Genomic DNA, 14,408 nt, shown 5'->3' with positions numbered 1-14,408 from the left:
TTATGTGAGCGTATTCTTTGCCTATATATCAGTTATTTGGTACAGTAGTATTTAATTGGTAATTTGAAGGAAGGATTAAAGATGTTTGAGATTTTCCTCTTTGTCAATCCGATTGGCATCTACTGTTATGATACAGAACTTTTAATCAAACAAGCCACTAACGAACTTAATATTGATACTTGTTTTAATTACATTCCAATTACTAACACAAAAGTAATTTCAGCGGACATTGTCCGCCGCCGCAAAGACGGTCAGAAACTAACCGATATTTCAAAATATTCAATGGCTTCTTTCCAGACATTGCGGATCTATCACGCAATTAAGCTCGAATATGGTAACAAAAAAGCCCGTGCTTATATAGTTGAGCTGCAACAGGCATTGAACGTTAACTTTAATCTCTACTCTGAAAATTTACAACAAAAAATTGCCAAAAAATTGAATTTAGATTTCAAAAAAATCAATAATCCTAAAGCCGATAAGTACATTGATAAATCTATTAAGCAAGACATGGACCTTGCTGATAAGATGAATGTTCGCAACACACCAACAACAATCATTTATAACGAAAGCGGCAATTACAACGGTATTTTACTAGAAGGTACTGTTGCTCACGACAAATTAATCAATGTTTTAAAGCATGATTCCTGCTTTATCGAAAACTTTGAAGAGGAAACCAAGAATTGCAACTTACGCAAGACTAATCATTTGCGCTTAATTTAAATAGGTCAAAACATTATTTGGTTGACCTACATGGCGCATTTTACTAAAAATCTCATCAGGCAGATCATTAACAGTAATTTGCCTATTATACAGGGCAGTCGCAATTGACTGGCCTGTTTTTGTTTGTTGCATTAACTGCCGGGCCAAATATTCACGTTGGCCTATCGGATTAATCTGATATTTTTGAATTTGCGGCTGAAAGTGCCACAACTGCCTCAATCCTTGGGCGTTTATCGCAAACGTCATCTTTTGATAATGAACCCGTGTAGTAATCGGCTCAAGTAAGACATTATACTTGAGAATTAATTGCTGCTTTGCAGGATCAATTTCTAAATAATAGTCACGCCACAGTTTATTTTCACGGAAAAAAAGCAGCTGTGACTTTTTTATTTGCCTGCGTAAATAATGTCTCTGGCCCACAACCCAGACATCAACAATCCCAATTTCAGAATATAATTGATGCCTATGATTAAATTCTGCCAAACTTAATGGCGCGCACTGCACCTCAAAAGATAATCGCGGACTTGCCAGAACATCTGCTCGCAACTGCCCTTGCGCCAGCGGAATTTCAACCCGTGCATCAAAGCCGGCCGACCTCAATGCTTCTTTAAGCAGTAACTTGCTCTGTGCATGTTCTGCCCTTTCTCCCATCATATTAGCTGTCTTAGCTACATGCTTAAAATACGCGCCATCTGCCTTACTAATGAGCTGCACACGTTTATGACATCGAGGACATAAATAGTTTTTTACTACTTTACTTTTTTGCGCCGCTTCTGCTGTTGCCAATACTAACCGATTATTCAATAATGCTGCGTACAAATTTATCACCTAAATTTACATACGCAAAAAGGCAAGTAACCTACTTGCCTTTTTAATTAACGATTATTTTTATCAAAATACTTACGCAGTTGTCCTAGTGCATCACAGGCAATTAGACATTTACCCGTTGTGCGTACCCGCGCCATTTCACTGGTTTTGACTTTAATGCCATATTCATTGGCAATTGCCCAAGCATCTGCGGGTTTAATTTCTGCATAATTTTCATTATTGAATGTTAACTCTAAGAAGAATTCTCCCCGTTCAAAGTAAAGACTTGAAGACAGATCACTAGCTCGCAAATTATCGGCTAATTCAGTTAACGGATCAAGATCCTTAAAGCTATATGCCTGCTTCTTTTGAAACTTCCAAAACGGCTTCTTAACATGCGGCTGTGAATCATCTTGAGAACTGCTGACAGGCTCTTCTTCAGCTTCAGGGTCATCTGATTCATCCAGTTCCTCATCAGAATCCAAATCAATAAACGTTTTGCGCGAATCTTCCGTTTCTTCCTCGTCTTCAGCTTCGCCGCCAAACATTTGCGTCAAATTATCACGGTCCTTGTTCGTTACCTTGCTAATCAACAAATCTAAACCGCCATTATTCGGCATTACCTGGAAGGTTACTGGCGCATCCTGACTAAAAGAATGATCGGTATCAACTTCATCCAAAATCGAATAAAAGAAATGCTGGATCTTATCCCGATCACCCAATAAATCTAAAACTTTTAAGCCGCGACTAGCTAACTCATTTTTATCTATTCGGACGCGAATAGTATTTTCATTAATATGATCAACTTGCACGAGTTTTCACCTCCATTGGATTCTTTTATCCATTGTAGCGTACTTTGTAGATAAAATAAAAGCGTTAGTCTAAAAAACTAACGCTTTTTATTAAAAATATAGCCTGATTATAAGTCTGCAATCTTTTGCATTTCCTCTAGCTCAAGCCGACGAACTTTCCGCGGCAAGAACCGACGAATTTCATCTTCATTGTAGCCAACTTGCAAGCGCCGATCATCCATAATGATTGGCCGTCTTAACAAACTTGGATTCTTCTCAACCAAATTAAGCAGTTGGTCGATTGATAAATCATCAAGGTTAACTTTTAACTGTTGAAAAGCTCTTGAACGCGTTGAAATAATTTCTTCGGTACCATTTTCTGTCATCCGCAAGATTTGAATAAGCTCGTCCTTAGTAAGAGGTTCAGAAAAAATATTTCTTTCTTTGAAAGCAATGTCATGTTTCTTTAACCAAGCCTTAGCTTTACGACATGAGGTACAACTTGGAGATATATATAAATTAACCATATATTTCACGCTCCTTTGAACAAATACTACTTCTATCTATAATCTATTATAGCATATTACTTCTTTTTTGTAAGTAGTATTTTGTAATTATCTATATTTTTATCTTACAAATAAAAAGTGAATAAATTATGACTTTTTTATCAAGAAAGATTAAAGGTAAATAAAAAATAGTACATCACCTATGATAATGCACTATTTTTTTATTCTATTACTTGTCAACTTGATTCATCAAGTCAGCAACTAATTGTTCATTTTCTTCAGCAGTTTCGGAAATATAACATGCCTTATTTGCCAATTCCTTGAGATCCTCTGTGTTAAGCTTCTTCATTAAGCTTCTAATCCGCAAAATGGAAGTTGCACTCATTGAGTATTCATCAAGACCCATTGACAATAAGATTGGGAACATGGTGCTGTCGCCAGCGGCTTCACCACACATACCACACCAAATACCATTTTCATGAGCTGCATCAATTGTATGCTTAATTAACCGCAATACTGATGGGTTAGCGGGTTGATACAGATAAGAAACATTGTCGTTGCCACGGTCGGCAGCCATTGTATATTGGATCAAGTCATTAGTTCCAATTGAGAAGAAATCAACTTCTTTGGCAAATTGGTCGGCCAAAACTGCAGCAGCCGGAACTTCAATCATCATCCCAACTTCTAAGTTATCGCCAACTTTGACACCATCATTAGTTAATTTAGTCTTTTCTTCAGCTAAGATTGCCTTGGCCTTGCGTAATTCATTCAAGGTACCAATCATTGGGAACATAATGCCCAACTTACCATAAGCAGAAGCTCTAAGCAATGCTCTTAATTGGGTCCGGAAAATGTCTTCATTCTTCAATGACAGTCTGATGGCACGAATACCCAAGAATGGGTTCATTTCGTCTGGTAAGTCCCAATAATCAAGGTGCTTATCGCCACCGATATCCATTGTCCGAATGATTACTTGCTTGCCATGCATTCCTTCGATAACTTCTTTATAAGCCTCGAATTGTTGGTCTTCTGTTGGGAAGTCCTTAGAATCCATGTACAAGAATTCGGTCCGGTACAAACCAATAGCTTCGGCACCATTGTCATTAACACCTTGCATGTCGTTTGGTGTACCAATGTTAGCTGCGATTGTGAACTTCTTACCATCAGCAGTAACTGAAGGTTCGTTCTTCAACTTTTCCCATTCAGCCTTTTGTGCCAAGAATGCTTCGCTCTTTTGCTTGTAATCAGCTACTTGAGCGTCGCTTGGCTCAATAACAGCATCGCCATTTAAGCCGTCGACTACTAAAAGTTGACCATTCTCAACATCAGTAGTAATTGACTCGGTACCAACAACAGCTGGCAATTCAAGTGAACGAGCCATAATTGCTGAGTGCGCAGTCCGACCACCAATATCGGTCACAAAGCCCTTAACAAATTGCTTGTTTAATTGAGCAGTGTCACTAGGGGTCAAGTCGTGCGCAACTACAATAACTTCATGGTCAATTGCAGCTGGATTAGGCAATTCTTTATTTAAAAGGTGGGCCATGATCCGCTTAGAAACATCACGTACATCAGCAGCACGTTGTTGCATATAAGCGTTGTCGGTCATTCCTTCAAAAATTGCAATAAACTTTTGTGCAGTTTCATCAAGTGCGGCTTCACTATTAATTTTTTGGTCTTTGATTTCAGTTTCAATTGCTCCTGTAAATTCAGGATCATTTAAAATCATCAAATGGGCTTCAAATACTTGAGCTTCGTCCTCGCCTAAACTCTCTTTAGCACTGTCACGAATTGCTTCAACTTCAGAAGTCGAAGCAGCGATCGCATCTTTAAAGCGGTCTAATTCACTAGCAGCATCGGAAACAGTGGTCTTCGTAAATGAAAGATCTGGTTCTACCAAGAGATAAGCGGGTGCTACAGCGATACCATCACTTGCAGCAATTCCTTTTAAAGTCTTGGTCATTATTCAGCTAAACCCTCTTTTTTCATTGTTTCTGAAATAGCAGCAATAGCGTCTTTTTCATCATCACCGTCAGCAGTAATTGTAACATCGGCACCCTTGCCAACACCAAGTGACATTACACCCATGATTGACTTCAAGTTAACTGACTTGCCGTTATACTCCAAATTAATATCTGAACCAAACTTCGAAGCAGCTTGTACTAAAAGTGTAGCTGGACGAGCATGAATACCTGTTTCTGCAACAACGTGAAAATCGCATTTTTCCATTATAATTATCTCCTTTTAAAATTGAAAAATCAAAACGGTAGTAAATACCTACTCGAGTATTAGACTATCATTTTTTTGTGAATTAGACAACATAAATGTAACAGTTTACATCATTAATTTTCAGACTTTGACTGTGAATAAACTATTTTTCCACCACGCAAAGCGCGGCCAGTAATATTTTGCCGTTTGCCGAACGCGCGCAAGGCCGCTTGAAAATCAAAGGCATCCTGGGGAGCAACTTCATATTGGTCAAGTTCCCCTTCTGCCAACTGTTCAAGAATTTTTTGATAATCCACTAAATATCACCGTCTTTTTCATCTTTTTTATTTAATGACCACTGTTATTTTAACATATTTATTGAGCTTACAAAAAATAAGTTTTCAAGTTTTAGCACTTGATTATTGAGAGTGCTAATTATATAATTTAGTAAACTTGAAATGAAAGGCGGTAAGTATAATTGCTTTGTCAAAACTGTCAAAAGCGGCCTGCTTCCATTCACCTTTACGCCAAGGTCAATGGTCAAAGTCGCGAAATTAATTTATGTGGACAATGTTATCAACAACTTAAACAACAAGGAAATATTAATATGAATAATGACAACAACGGTTTCTTCGGAGACTTTGATGACTTATTTAATAGTATGAACGCAAATAACGCTGCATTTAATAATGCTAATCATGAACAACCGCAACGGCCAAATAATGGTGCCGGCGGCGGCCGTTCACTACTTAACCAATATGGTACTGACTTAACAGCACTAGCTAAAAAGGGCAAAATCGACCCAGTTATTGGTCGAGATAAGGAAATTGCGCGCGTAATTGAGATATTAAATAGAAGAACTAAAAATAATCCAGTATTAATTGGTGAAGCCGGTGTTGGTAAAACAGCGGTTGTCGAAGGACTGGCGCAACAAATTGTCGACGGCTCAGTACCTGCTAAATTACAGGACAAGCGCATTATTTCACTAAACGTCGTTTCACTTGTTCAAGGAACTGGCATCCGTGGTCAATTCGAACAGCGCATGCAGCAATTAATTAAAGAATTGCAACAGCACGACGATATTATCTTATTTATTGATGAAATTCACGAAATTGTCGGTGCTGGTAACGCTGAAGGCGGCATGGATGCAGGTAATATTATTAAGCCTGCCCTAGCCCGCGGCGACTTACAACTGGTCGGTGCAACAACCTTAAAAGAATACCGTGAAATCGAAAAAGATTCCGCACTTGCTCGGCGATTCCAACCTGTTGACGTTAAAGAACCATCAGTTGCGGAAACTATTCGCATCTTAAAAGGCATTCAAAAACGTTACGAAGATTACCACCACGTTCACTATACTGATGATGCAATCAAGTCGGCAGCCGAATTATCAGAACGCTATATCCAAGATCGCTTCTTGCCTGACAAGGCCATTGACCTGCTTGACGAGGCTGGTTCAAGAATGAACTTAACCATTCCTTATGTTGACAAGGACAAGCTCAAGGAACGCATCACTGCTGCTCAAGAATTAAAGCAGGAATCATTAAAAAATGAGGACTACGAAAAGGCCGCATATTACCGTGACCAGATTGAGAAGTACAACAAGGTAAAAGACCAAAAGATTGATCCCGATAAGTCACCAGTTATCACCAGCAAAATCATGAACAAGATTGTTGAAGAAAAGACTGGTATTCCTGTTGGCGACCTGCAAAAGCAAGAAGAAAATCAATTACAAACTTTGGCCCCTACTTTAAAGGCTCACGTCATTGGTCAAGACCAGGCCGTTGATAAGGTTGCCCGCGCAATTCGCCGCAACCGAATTGGCTTTAACAAGTCCGGTCGTCCAATTGGCTCCTTCCTCTTTGTTGGTCCAACTGGGGTTGGTAAGACAGAACTAGCTAAGCAATTAGCTAAGCAAATGTTTGGTTCAGAAAATGCCATGATTCGTTTTGATATGTCAGAATTTATGGAATCCTACTCTGTTTCCAAATTAATCGGTTCTGCTCCCGGCTATGTTGGCTATGAAGAAGCAGGTCAATTAACTGAACAGGTCCGTCGTCACCCTTACAGTCTAATTTTACTTGATGAAATCGAAAAGGCTGACCCATCAGTAATGAACTTATTCTTACAAATATTAGACGATGGTCGCTTGACTGACTCACAAGGTCGGACAGTTTCCTTTAAAGATACGATTATCATCATGACTTCTAATGCCGGTCAAGGTATTAAGAACACCAGCGTTGGCTTTGCGGCTGAAAATACAGATGAAGAAAAAGATTCTGCAAGAAGCTCAATGAGTCAATTCTTCAAGCCTGAATTTTTAAACCGGCTTGATGATGTCATTGAATTCAACGAGTTATCAAAGGAAGACTTAGTTAAGATTGTTAACTTGATGCTTGATGAAACCAACAACATGGTTAAGAACCAAGGTTTGCAAATTACGGTAACTGATGATGCCAAGAAGAAGTTAATCGAGGAAGGTTACAATCCAGCAATGGGTGCGCGGCCTTTACGCAGAATTATCCAAGAAGAAATTGAAGATCGGGTAGCTGACTTCAAACTTGACCATCCAGATGCCAAGAATTTAACTGCCAGTGTTGCTGGCGACCAGATTGTAATTAATGAGCAACCTGCCACTATTGAAACAACTGATGCAGACACTGAACTTTAATTAAAATATGAAGAAAGCATGATTACTGTAAATTACGATAATCATGCTTTTATGTTGGGAAAAAATGATAATTTAGCGTTATACTAGAGTTAATAAAACTACTACAAGAAACGGGTGAAATCCATGCATTTAATAGATGTAACCAATAGCTATCGGGATTTAGTTCACAGTCAGCTTAACTCAACTGATGTGAACTATGTCAAAGTTTATTCTTTAGGTAATACTTCTGTTATTTATACTGAGAGTGATAAGGCAATCGGGATTGCGATCGAGAACCATGACCGCCGCGTCCGTAAGGATGAGGTCGAGTTCATTATCAAACGCTTGATTAAAGAGAACGATCCTTCATATTTGCTAACCTTTGATAAAGATCAACGCGTGGTCGAAATTCACGTTGATAAATAAGATAGTTATTGCTAGTAAACAGCACTTTAAGATGATTCTTAAAGTGCTGTTTTTATTTATTCTAACTTAGTGCAAAATCCAATTAACAATTACAATAAATAATGCTAATATTGTTTTAATTTTTAAATAAATAAATTTAACTATAGGTAACGACAAATGAAAAAGAAAGAAATCAAAAATTTAAGTGAAGGTAGATTTTTCCACTTGATTAATCTTGAACGCAAGATTAGCAGAATTGTTGGTGTTATTTCGTCATGTTATGTCTGCTTCTTAATCTGGACAGTCATGACTAACTTCGGCGTTTTTGCCAAAGCAATTTCCGTTACTTTTGTTGTTTTAGCTATTTATTTTTCAATCTGCGCCATATTAGACATTAAAGATAGAATTAACCGCCGTAAACAAGAAAAATTAGAACGTAAGAAAAATGGTTGACATTAATTGCCAACCATTTTTTGAATTTTAAAGTTTTTCAGTTAATTTAACATCCGGATACTTGTCCTCAAAGAAGCGTTCCGCAAATTGATTTTCAAATAAGAAGAGCGGCTGATCGTAGCGGTCCTTAACCAGCAGATTACGGCTGTTCGACATTGCCGGATCAAGCTGGTCTGGATCAATCCAGCGAGCTACCCGATGACCAATACTGGTCATTTCAACATCTGAATTGTATTCATTCTTCATTCTGAATTTAAATACTTCAAATTGCAATTGACCAACCGCACCTAAGATATATTCATCAGTCTGGTAATTGCGGTAAAGCTGAATGGCGCCTTCCTGAACCAATTGCGTCATCCCCTTATGGAACGACTTCTGCTTCATCACGTTTTTGGCAGTTACCCGCACAAACAATTCCGGCGTAAATTCCGGCAGCGCAGGATAGACAACTTTGCGCTTACCCGCGTAGATACTGTCCCCAATTTGAAAATTACCGGTATCGTATAACCCAACGATATCACCAGCAACGGCATCAGTAACTTGAACACGTTCACTAGACATAAATTCCGTAGCGTTATTCAGCCGAATTGGCTTGTCTGTCCGTGCTAAAGTAACATCAAGTCCCTTCTTGAACTCGCCGCTGCCTACTCTGACAAAGGCAATCCGGTCACGGTGATGGGGATTCATGTTAGCTTGGATTTTAAAGACAAAACCAGAAAATTCTGAATCATCAGGACTTAACTCTTCATCCCCATTAACCAAATGACTTTCAGGAGCCGGAGCTAATTGCACAAAACTCTTTAGGAAGGTTTCCACACCGAAATTAGTTAAAGCTGAACCAAAGAAAACTGGTGTCTGGTCACCTTTGATAACTTTATCAAGGTCGAAGGTGTTGCCGGCTTCCTTAATCAAGTCAATCTCATCCAAAGTATCTTGGAATTGTGAATTTTGACTAAATGGTTCACTTGCTGGCAGTTTTCCGTCCTTATCTAATGGCAAAAAGCGGTCTTCGCCATCTTTACGGTACAATTCAACCTGATTATTGGCAATATCATATAGTCCTTGCAGAGTTTGACCTGAACCAATCGGCCAGTTCATTGCGACCCCTTCAATACCAAGTAAGTCTTCTAACTCCGCAATTAAGTCTAACGGCGGGCGGCCATCACGGTCAAGCTTGTTCATAAAGGTAAAAATCGGAATTCCTCGCTGCTTAACAACCTTGAACAGCTTTTTAGTCTGCGGTTCGATACCTTTAGCAGAATCGATAACCATTACGGCTGAATCGACAGCCATTAATGTCCGGTATGTATCTTCTGAGAAGTCTTGGTGTCCTGGGGTATCAAGAATATTAATTCGTTTGCCCTGATATTCAAACTGCATTACGGAACTGGTAACGGAAATCCCACGTTGCTTTTCAATTTCCATCCAGTCACTGGTTGCATAATGACCAGTCTTACGTGCCTTAACCGTTCCGGCATTGCGGATTACCCCACCAAAAAGAAGCATTTGTTCCGTAATCGTCGTCTTCCCGGCATCGGGGTGCGAAATAATCGCAAATGTTCTTCTTCTTTTTACTTTATCTAAAAGTCCTTCACTCATTAATTACTTTGCTCTTCTTCCTTTTGTTTTTCATTTGGAATTGTCAATAATACCGTCAATAGCCGTGACCGCATCATTCTCCTAGTTGTTAATACCATTCCGTTATCAAGTTTAACCGATAACTTTTCACCCTTAGCTGGGATAATCCCTAACTTGGTAATCATAAAGCCAGCAACAGTATCAACATCCTCCATCTCAAGGTCAGTGCCGAATTGTTCATTAAAATCAACCAGCGGCATCTTCCCATAAATGACGTACTTATTGGGGGCAAGCTGGTTAAACAAGACTTCGGCGTGATCGACCTCATCGTCAATATTACCGACAATTTCTTCAATCAAATCTTCAATCGTGGCAATCCCAACCACACCACCGTATTCGTCCGTCAAAATAGCTAGTTGCTGCTGCGTCTGCTGCATTTCAACTAGTAGTTCACTCAGATCAGTTGTTTCCGGTGCAAATAACGGCGGGTTCATCACATCATCATAATCAATGTTGTCAAAACCCTTCTCTCTTGCCTTACGCAACACCGTCCGAATATGGATTACACCGATGATTTTATCCTTGTCCTGCTGATACACAGGAATGCGCGAATAAGGCTCACGCAAAATGTCATCAAGATTATCCTGAAAGCTATCACAGCAATCCACCATATACGCGTCAATCCGCGGGACCATTACCTCGCGGACCATCCGCCCTTGAAAATCCAAAACATTGTTTAACATGGAAGATTCCGTCTCACTGATTTGCTGATGCTCAAGCAGTGTCGTAACTTCCTTAGCTAAATGTTCTTTGGTTTCTTCATCACTTGCAGGGGAAAATTTATTCTTAAATCGCTTAAATAAATTCCCCTTGGCAGGGTCGCTAGTCATAATTTTTGCTCTCTTTCTTAAAACATCAATATAAATAATAACATTATATCATGTACGCCCGTGATATGTTAGAATAGCACGTAAGAAACGAGGTTAATTTAATGAAAAAAAGTCACGTTCTACTTGTTTTTACGTTTTTACTGTTAATTCCCTACCTATGCAGTCTCTTAATTATCGGTATCGGCTACGATGCGCTAGTTCTGCATTCTGCTGACTTATTCAGAACAACTATCGGCGCACTAGTTGGCGCGATTATCATGTTTGCCATCAAGGCAACAATCCAACGTCCCGTTGACTTATTAGCAGTAGCCGTTGATGACGGCTTCTTCAAACAATTACTGCGTTTTTTCAGTATTAGGCGGCGCTACTTGCTACTGTTTGCCAACATGGTTCTTGACTTTATTCTCTGCTTTGCGGCAACATTTTTAGTCCGCAATTGCCTCACGCTTGACCAGATTGTCGGCAAATCTGTCGGCATCGTCTTTTTGATTATGCTTTTGTCAACCTGTCTTGGCGCATACGTCGAATACGATAACTTATCCATCGACCCCAAGCAGCATTAATTAGATACTGTCCTCGAGATACAAGTCTTGGGACAGTTTTTTTGTGTCTAAATCCAGACTTTGCAAAATGTATGGCGTGGTACTATCACCCATATTTTCATAAACCTGAATCCCTTCTTCTGTTACTTCCTGAATTAATTTCGGTAAGACAAAGTTAAGCGGCTGATTGAAAAAGGCTAGACTTTGCTTAGGCAATTCAACTCGGGCAACCTGAGTTTGTGGCAGGACAAACTTCATTAAGGTAGCTGGGACTTCAACTCCCTCAGGAACAATTACACCGTACCAATACATAAAGTTTTCTGGGCCAAACACGACTAAGCTGCTGCGCTTATTGCTTAAATGGTTAGCCTTCAAAAACTTCCGAAAAACAGGATCATTTTCCATTTTTAAGTTACAGCCAGAGAACGATTTTTCCTGATCCATCATTGCGTCAGGAAATGGTCTTCCAACAAAAGTTAATTCTTCTTGTGCTTGTTTCATTATTCTTCTCCTAATATTCAGCTAATTCAGCCAGTGGAATAATTTCACCAGCTAAAAATGCATCAATTTCATTACTGGCAAAGCCATGAGTAAACAGATAATTGCGAATTTTGCGGTCACGTTCACTTTCTGGCAGCCTGCGAAAACGTTTATATGCTTTAACACCCTGCTTTTTGAGTGCTTCGACCTGTGCTTCATCGTCTGGCTCTAAATCAATTTCGGCAATAACTAGTGAGGCGATACCACTAGAAAAGCCATGACTCATGAGCTTGGAATTCATCTTACGCTGCAATTCACGCTCGGATACCTTGCCGACCTGACTTTTCAAGGACTTTAATACCCGCAAGCCCGTGTCCAGCCAATCCTCATCGGCTATTGCAGATAGTTCTTCTTGAATAATTGCCGGATCAATTCCCTTCTGGGTCAACTTACGCGTTAAGGTTAACGGGCCGTCAGTCCCGCTGCGCAGACTTTGCTTAATTGACAAGGCGGTATACTTGCGATCATCCAAAAAGCCCATTGCACTCAATTGCGTGACCGCACTTTGCGCAGCTTCATCATCAATCTCGTGCTTTTTTAAATACTGTAAGACCTCATAAACCGTACGTGCTTGGTAACTTAGATAATTTGAAGCTAAATTTGTCGCCTTGCTGTCGGCATCAAACTTTTTAACCGTCGCTAATTTTTCAGGCGTTAATTCTTGCCCTTTTAATAACATAAATTCGGCAACGGTCTGCTCACTAGCTGAAAAAGCATACTGCCCATCTAAAAAAATATTGTAGCGTCCCGGTCGTTTTTGACTGCTGACTTTAGTAATGACTGGCATTTTAACCTCACCTTTCTAATTCTTAACCTTACCTTATATGCTAGCAAATTTTCGTGTTTCTTGCTAAAAACTTTTTCTGAGGAGTACAATAAATTATTAATAGTTAATTATTTATTGTAGAAAGAACATTATGTACAAAAATTTCAAACGAAACCAACCAAAAGAAAAAGACGTAATTATTACCATTAAACGTCTTGGTATCAACGGCGAAGGCATCGGCTACTACCGTAAGAAGATTATTTTTATTCCCGGAGCTTTACCAGATGAGGTAGTAGTTGCCAAAATCATCAAAGATTTTCCGCACTATATTCAAGCTGAGCTTGTCCGCGTTAAAGAACAAAGTCCTGATCGCGTTGCCTTTCCGAAAGGCGTTAATCCCGCAATCGGCGGCCTTGAGCTGGCACATCTAGCCTACCCTAAGCAATTAGAGTTTAAGCGTGACAACGTGCTCGAGGCTTTAGAAAAATTCCATCCCCGCGGCTATCGCAAATACAAAGTTAAGCCGACCATCCCAGCACCAAATGAATGGCACTACCGCAACAAGGCCCAATACCAAATTGAGCAGGATCACGGTAAAACTAACTTAGGTCTGTTTGCACCCAATTCACATCATCTTTATGACTTGCCAAACATGCCAACCCAAAGTGAGGCTACTCAAAAAGTTGAACGGCAAATCAAGGCTTTAGTTGAAAAAATGCACGTGGCTATTGCCAATCCATACCGGCATACTCCCGGTTTAAAGACCATCGTTGTTCGCGAAGCCGAGGCAACCAAAGAAATTCAGGTGACCTTAATTACCGTTGGTCATGAAATCAAGAATTTGTTGCCGCTAAGCCAAGAAATCATGAAATTACCTGGCGTAATGAGCGTTTATCAAAATGAAACTGACTGGCGTAACCCACAAGTTTGGGGGAACAAAACCGAAAAACTTGCCGGTAAAAATAAGATTACTGAAGAAATCTTAGGTAAAAAGTTTGCCTTGTCACCGCGGGCCTTCTTCCAATTAAATCCGCAGCAAACCACTAATTTATATTCGGAAGCACTGAAATTTTTAGATCTTGACCAAGATGCAACCTTAATTGACGCCTACAGCGGTGTTGGTACCTTAGGTATCTTAGCCGCAGAACACGTTAAACAGGTAATCGGCATTGAGACCATTCCAGAGGCCGTTGACGACGCTAAGCACAATGTCGAACTCAACCACATCAAGAACGCCGATTATCTTCAAGGCAGTGTCGAAAAAGTTTTGCCGCGCTTACAAGAGACTGGCGTAGCAATTGATGCCTTAATCGTTGATCCGCCAAGAACCGGCTTAGCCAAAAGCCTAATTAAAACCCTGCTCAAGATTAAGCCTCAGACTTTTGTTTACATTTCTTGTAACCCATCAACTTTGGCCCAAGACCTCGTCTTACTATCGGAAGTCTATGATGTTCGCTTAATTGAAAACGTTGATATGCTGCCGCAGACACCACGGTGTGAATGTATTGCCAAATTAACTTTGCGTAAATAAAAAACAGTTGCCGTGATTGGC

The 14,408-nt window shown here is 39.7% G+C and carries 16 protein-coding genes; 6 read left to right on the top strand and 10 right to left on the bottom strand.

Features of this window, described 5'->3' with window-relative positions; all coding sequences use genetic code 11:
- The first annotated feature begins 81 nt into the window (after positions 1–81).
- Positions 82–720 (top strand): DsbA family protein, encoded by a 639-nt coding sequence (locus PT278_RS06800; protein ID WP_277131194.1) that lies wholly within the window; start codon positions 82–84, stop codon positions 718–720.
- On the opposite strand, the gene PT278_RS06795 is transcribed toward PT278_RS06800, so the two are convergent.
- The 6 genes from PT278_RS06795 to PT278_RS06770 all read right to left on the bottom strand — a co-directional run bounded on the left by PT278_RS06795 (position 712) and on the right by PT278_RS06770 (position 5,349).
- Complete coding sequence (locus PT278_RS06795) at positions 712–1,548, bottom strand: competence protein CoiA family protein (protein ID WP_348636164.1); 837 nt, start codon at positions 1,546–1,548, stop codon at positions 712–714. The genes PT278_RS06800 and PT278_RS06795 overlap by 9 nt on opposite strands.
- A gap of 47 nt (positions 1,549–1,595) precedes the next feature.
- Positions 1,596–2,339: an adaptor protein MecA gene (locus tag PT278_RS06790; RefSeq protein WP_277131191.1), complete on the bottom strand. Its 744-nt coding sequence runs from the start codon at positions 2,337–2,339 to the stop codon at positions 1,596–1,598.
- A gap of 107 nt (positions 2,340–2,446) precedes the next feature.
- A complete protein-coding gene (gene spxA / locus PT278_RS06785) occupies positions 2,447–2,845 on the bottom strand; it encodes a transcriptional regulator SpxA (RefSeq protein WP_277131190.1) in 399 nt (132 codons plus the stop codon).
- A 208-nt stretch (positions 2,846–3,053) separates the two neighbouring features.
- The gene (ptsP, locus tag PT278_RS06780) at positions 3,054–4,787 is read right to left on the bottom strand and encodes a phosphoenolpyruvate--protein phosphotransferase (protein WP_277131188.1); all 1,734 of its coding nucleotides are present in this window, start codon (positions 4,785–4,787) and stop codon (positions 3,054–3,056) included.
- Positions 4,787–5,053 (bottom strand): phosphocarrier protein HPr, encoded by a 267-nt coding sequence (locus PT278_RS06775; protein WP_277131186.1) that lies wholly within the window; start codon positions 5,051–5,053, stop codon positions 4,787–4,789. The genes ptsP and PT278_RS06775 overlap by 1 nt, the downstream gene beginning before the upstream one ends.
- A gap of 113 nt (positions 5,054–5,166) precedes the next feature.
- The gene (locus tag PT278_RS06770; RefSeq protein ID WP_277131184.1) at positions 5,167–5,349 is read right to left on the bottom strand and encodes a hypothetical protein; all 183 of its coding nucleotides are present in this window, start codon (positions 5,347–5,349) and stop codon (positions 5,167–5,169) included.
- A gap of 161 nt (positions 5,350–5,510) precedes the next feature.
- Between PT278_RS06770 and PT278_RS06765 the strand changes: the two genes are divergently transcribed.
- From PT278_RS06765 to PT278_RS06755, 3 genes are all read left to right on the top strand, one after another.
- Complete coding sequence (locus PT278_RS06765) at positions 5,511–7,703, top strand: ATP-dependent Clp protease ATP-binding subunit (protein ID WP_277131182.1); 2,193 nt, start codon at positions 5,511–5,513, stop codon at positions 7,701–7,703.
- 123 nt (positions 7,704–7,826) lie between these two features.
- The gene (locus tag PT278_RS06760) at positions 7,827–8,108 is read left to right on the top strand and encodes a DUF1827 family protein (protein WP_277131179.1); all 282 of its coding nucleotides are present in this window, start codon (positions 7,827–7,829) and stop codon (positions 8,106–8,108) included.
- Positions 8,109–8,264: 156 nt separating this feature from the next.
- On the top strand, positions 8,265–8,540 hold the full coding sequence (locus tag PT278_RS06755; protein WP_277131178.1) for a hypothetical protein: 276 nt from the start codon (positions 8,265–8,267) through the stop codon (positions 8,538–8,540).
- A gap of 27 nt (positions 8,541–8,567) precedes the next feature.
- On the opposite strand, the gene PT278_RS06750 is transcribed toward PT278_RS06755, so the two are convergent.
- Both PT278_RS06750 and PT278_RS06745 read right to left on the bottom strand, forming a co-directional pair.
- Positions 8,568–10,139, bottom strand: coding sequence for a peptide chain release factor 3 (locus PT278_RS06750; protein WP_277131176.1), 1,572 nt, complete (start codon positions 10,137–10,139; stop codon positions 8,568–8,570).
- The gene (locus PT278_RS06745; RefSeq protein ID WP_277131174.1) at positions 10,139–11,008 is read right to left on the bottom strand and encodes a hemolysin family protein; all 870 of its coding nucleotides are present in this window, start codon (positions 11,006–11,008) and stop codon (positions 10,139–10,141) included. The genes PT278_RS06750 and PT278_RS06745 overlap by 1 nt, the downstream gene beginning before the upstream one ends.
- Before the next feature lie 101 nt (positions 11,009–11,109).
- Here PT278_RS06745 and PT278_RS06740 point away from each other — a divergent pair, with 101 nt between their 5' ends.
- Positions 11,110–11,571, top strand: coding sequence for a hypothetical protein (locus PT278_RS06740; protein WP_277131172.1), 462 nt, complete (start codon positions 11,110–11,112; stop codon positions 11,569–11,571).
- On the opposite strand, the gene PT278_RS06735 is transcribed toward PT278_RS06740, so the two are convergent.
- Both PT278_RS06735 and recX read right to left on the bottom strand, forming a co-directional pair.
- Positions 11,572–12,051, bottom strand: coding sequence for a hypothetical protein (locus PT278_RS06735; RefSeq protein WP_277131170.1), 480 nt, complete (start codon positions 12,049–12,051; stop codon positions 11,572–11,574). It lies immediately after the preceding gene.
- A gap of 10 nt (positions 12,052–12,061) precedes the next feature.
- Positions 12,062–12,877 (bottom strand): recombination regulator RecX, encoded by an 816-nt coding sequence (gene recX / locus PT278_RS06730; RefSeq protein ID WP_277131168.1) that lies wholly within the window; start codon positions 12,875–12,877, stop codon positions 12,062–12,064.
- A gap of 130 nt (positions 12,878–13,007) precedes the next feature.
- Here recX and rlmD point away from each other — a divergent pair, with 130 nt between their 5' ends.
- Positions 13,008–14,387 carry a 23S rRNA (uracil(1939)-C(5))-methyltransferase RlmD gene (rlmD, locus tag PT278_RS06725; RefSeq protein WP_277131167.1) on the top strand — a complete coding sequence of 460 codons (1,380 nt, stop codon included), beginning with the start codon at positions 13,008–13,010 and terminating at the stop codon, positions 14,385–14,387.
- Positions 14,388–14,408: the final 21 nt, after the last annotated feature.

The organism is Lactobacillus sp. ESL0703 (assembly GCF_029433435.1).
GTDB lineage: Bacteria > Bacillota > Bacilli > Lactobacillales > Lactobacillaceae > Lactobacillus.
This window is presented reverse-complemented; position numbering and strand designations above follow the sequence as displayed.

Bases quoted from the DNA above. Each gene is read 5' to 3' on its own strand.
- PT278_RS06800 (WP_277131194.1), top strand. From the start codon at position 82: ATGTTTGAGATTTTCCTCTTTGTCAATCCGATTGGCATCTACTGTTAT.
- spxA (WP_277131190.1), bottom strand. From the start codon at position 2,845: ATGGTTAATTTATATATATCTCCAAGTTGTACCTCATGTCGTAAAGCT.
- ptsP (WP_277131188.1), bottom strand. From the start codon at position 4,787: ATGACCAAGACTTTAAAAGGAATTGCTGCAAGTGATGGTATCGCTGTA.
- PT278_RS06775 (WP_277131186.1), bottom strand. From the start codon at position 5,053: ATGGAAAAATGCGATTTTCACGTTGTTGCAGAAACAGGTATTCATGCT.
- PT278_RS06760 (WP_277131179.1), top strand. From the start codon at position 7,827: ATGCATTTAATAGATGTAACCAATAGCTATCGGGATTTAGTTCACAGT.
- PT278_RS06755 (WP_277131178.1), top strand. From the start codon at position 8,265: ATGAAAAAGAAAGAAATCAAAAATTTAAGTGAAGGTAGATTTTTCCAC.
- PT278_RS06750 (WP_277131176.1), bottom strand. From the start codon at position 10,139: ATGAGTGAAGGACTTTTAGATAAAGTAAAAAGAAGAAGAACATTTGCG.
- PT278_RS06745 (WP_277131174.1), bottom strand. From the start codon at position 11,008: ATGACTAGCGACCCTGCCAAGGGGAATTTATTTAAGCGATTTAAGAAT.
- PT278_RS06740 (WP_277131172.1), top strand. From the start codon at position 11,110: ATGAAAAAAAGTCACGTTCTACTTGTTTTTACGTTTTTACTGTTAATT.
- PT278_RS06735 (WP_277131170.1), bottom strand. From the start codon at position 12,051: ATGAAACAAGCACAAGAAGAATTAACTTTTGTTGGAAGACCATTTCCT.
- recX (WP_277131168.1), bottom strand. From the start codon at position 12,877: ATGCCAGTCATTACTAAAGTCAGCAGTCAAAAACGACCGGGACGCTAC.
- rlmD (WP_277131167.1), top strand. From the start codon at position 13,008: ATGTACAAAAATTTCAAACGAAACCAACCAAAAGAAAAAGACGTAATT.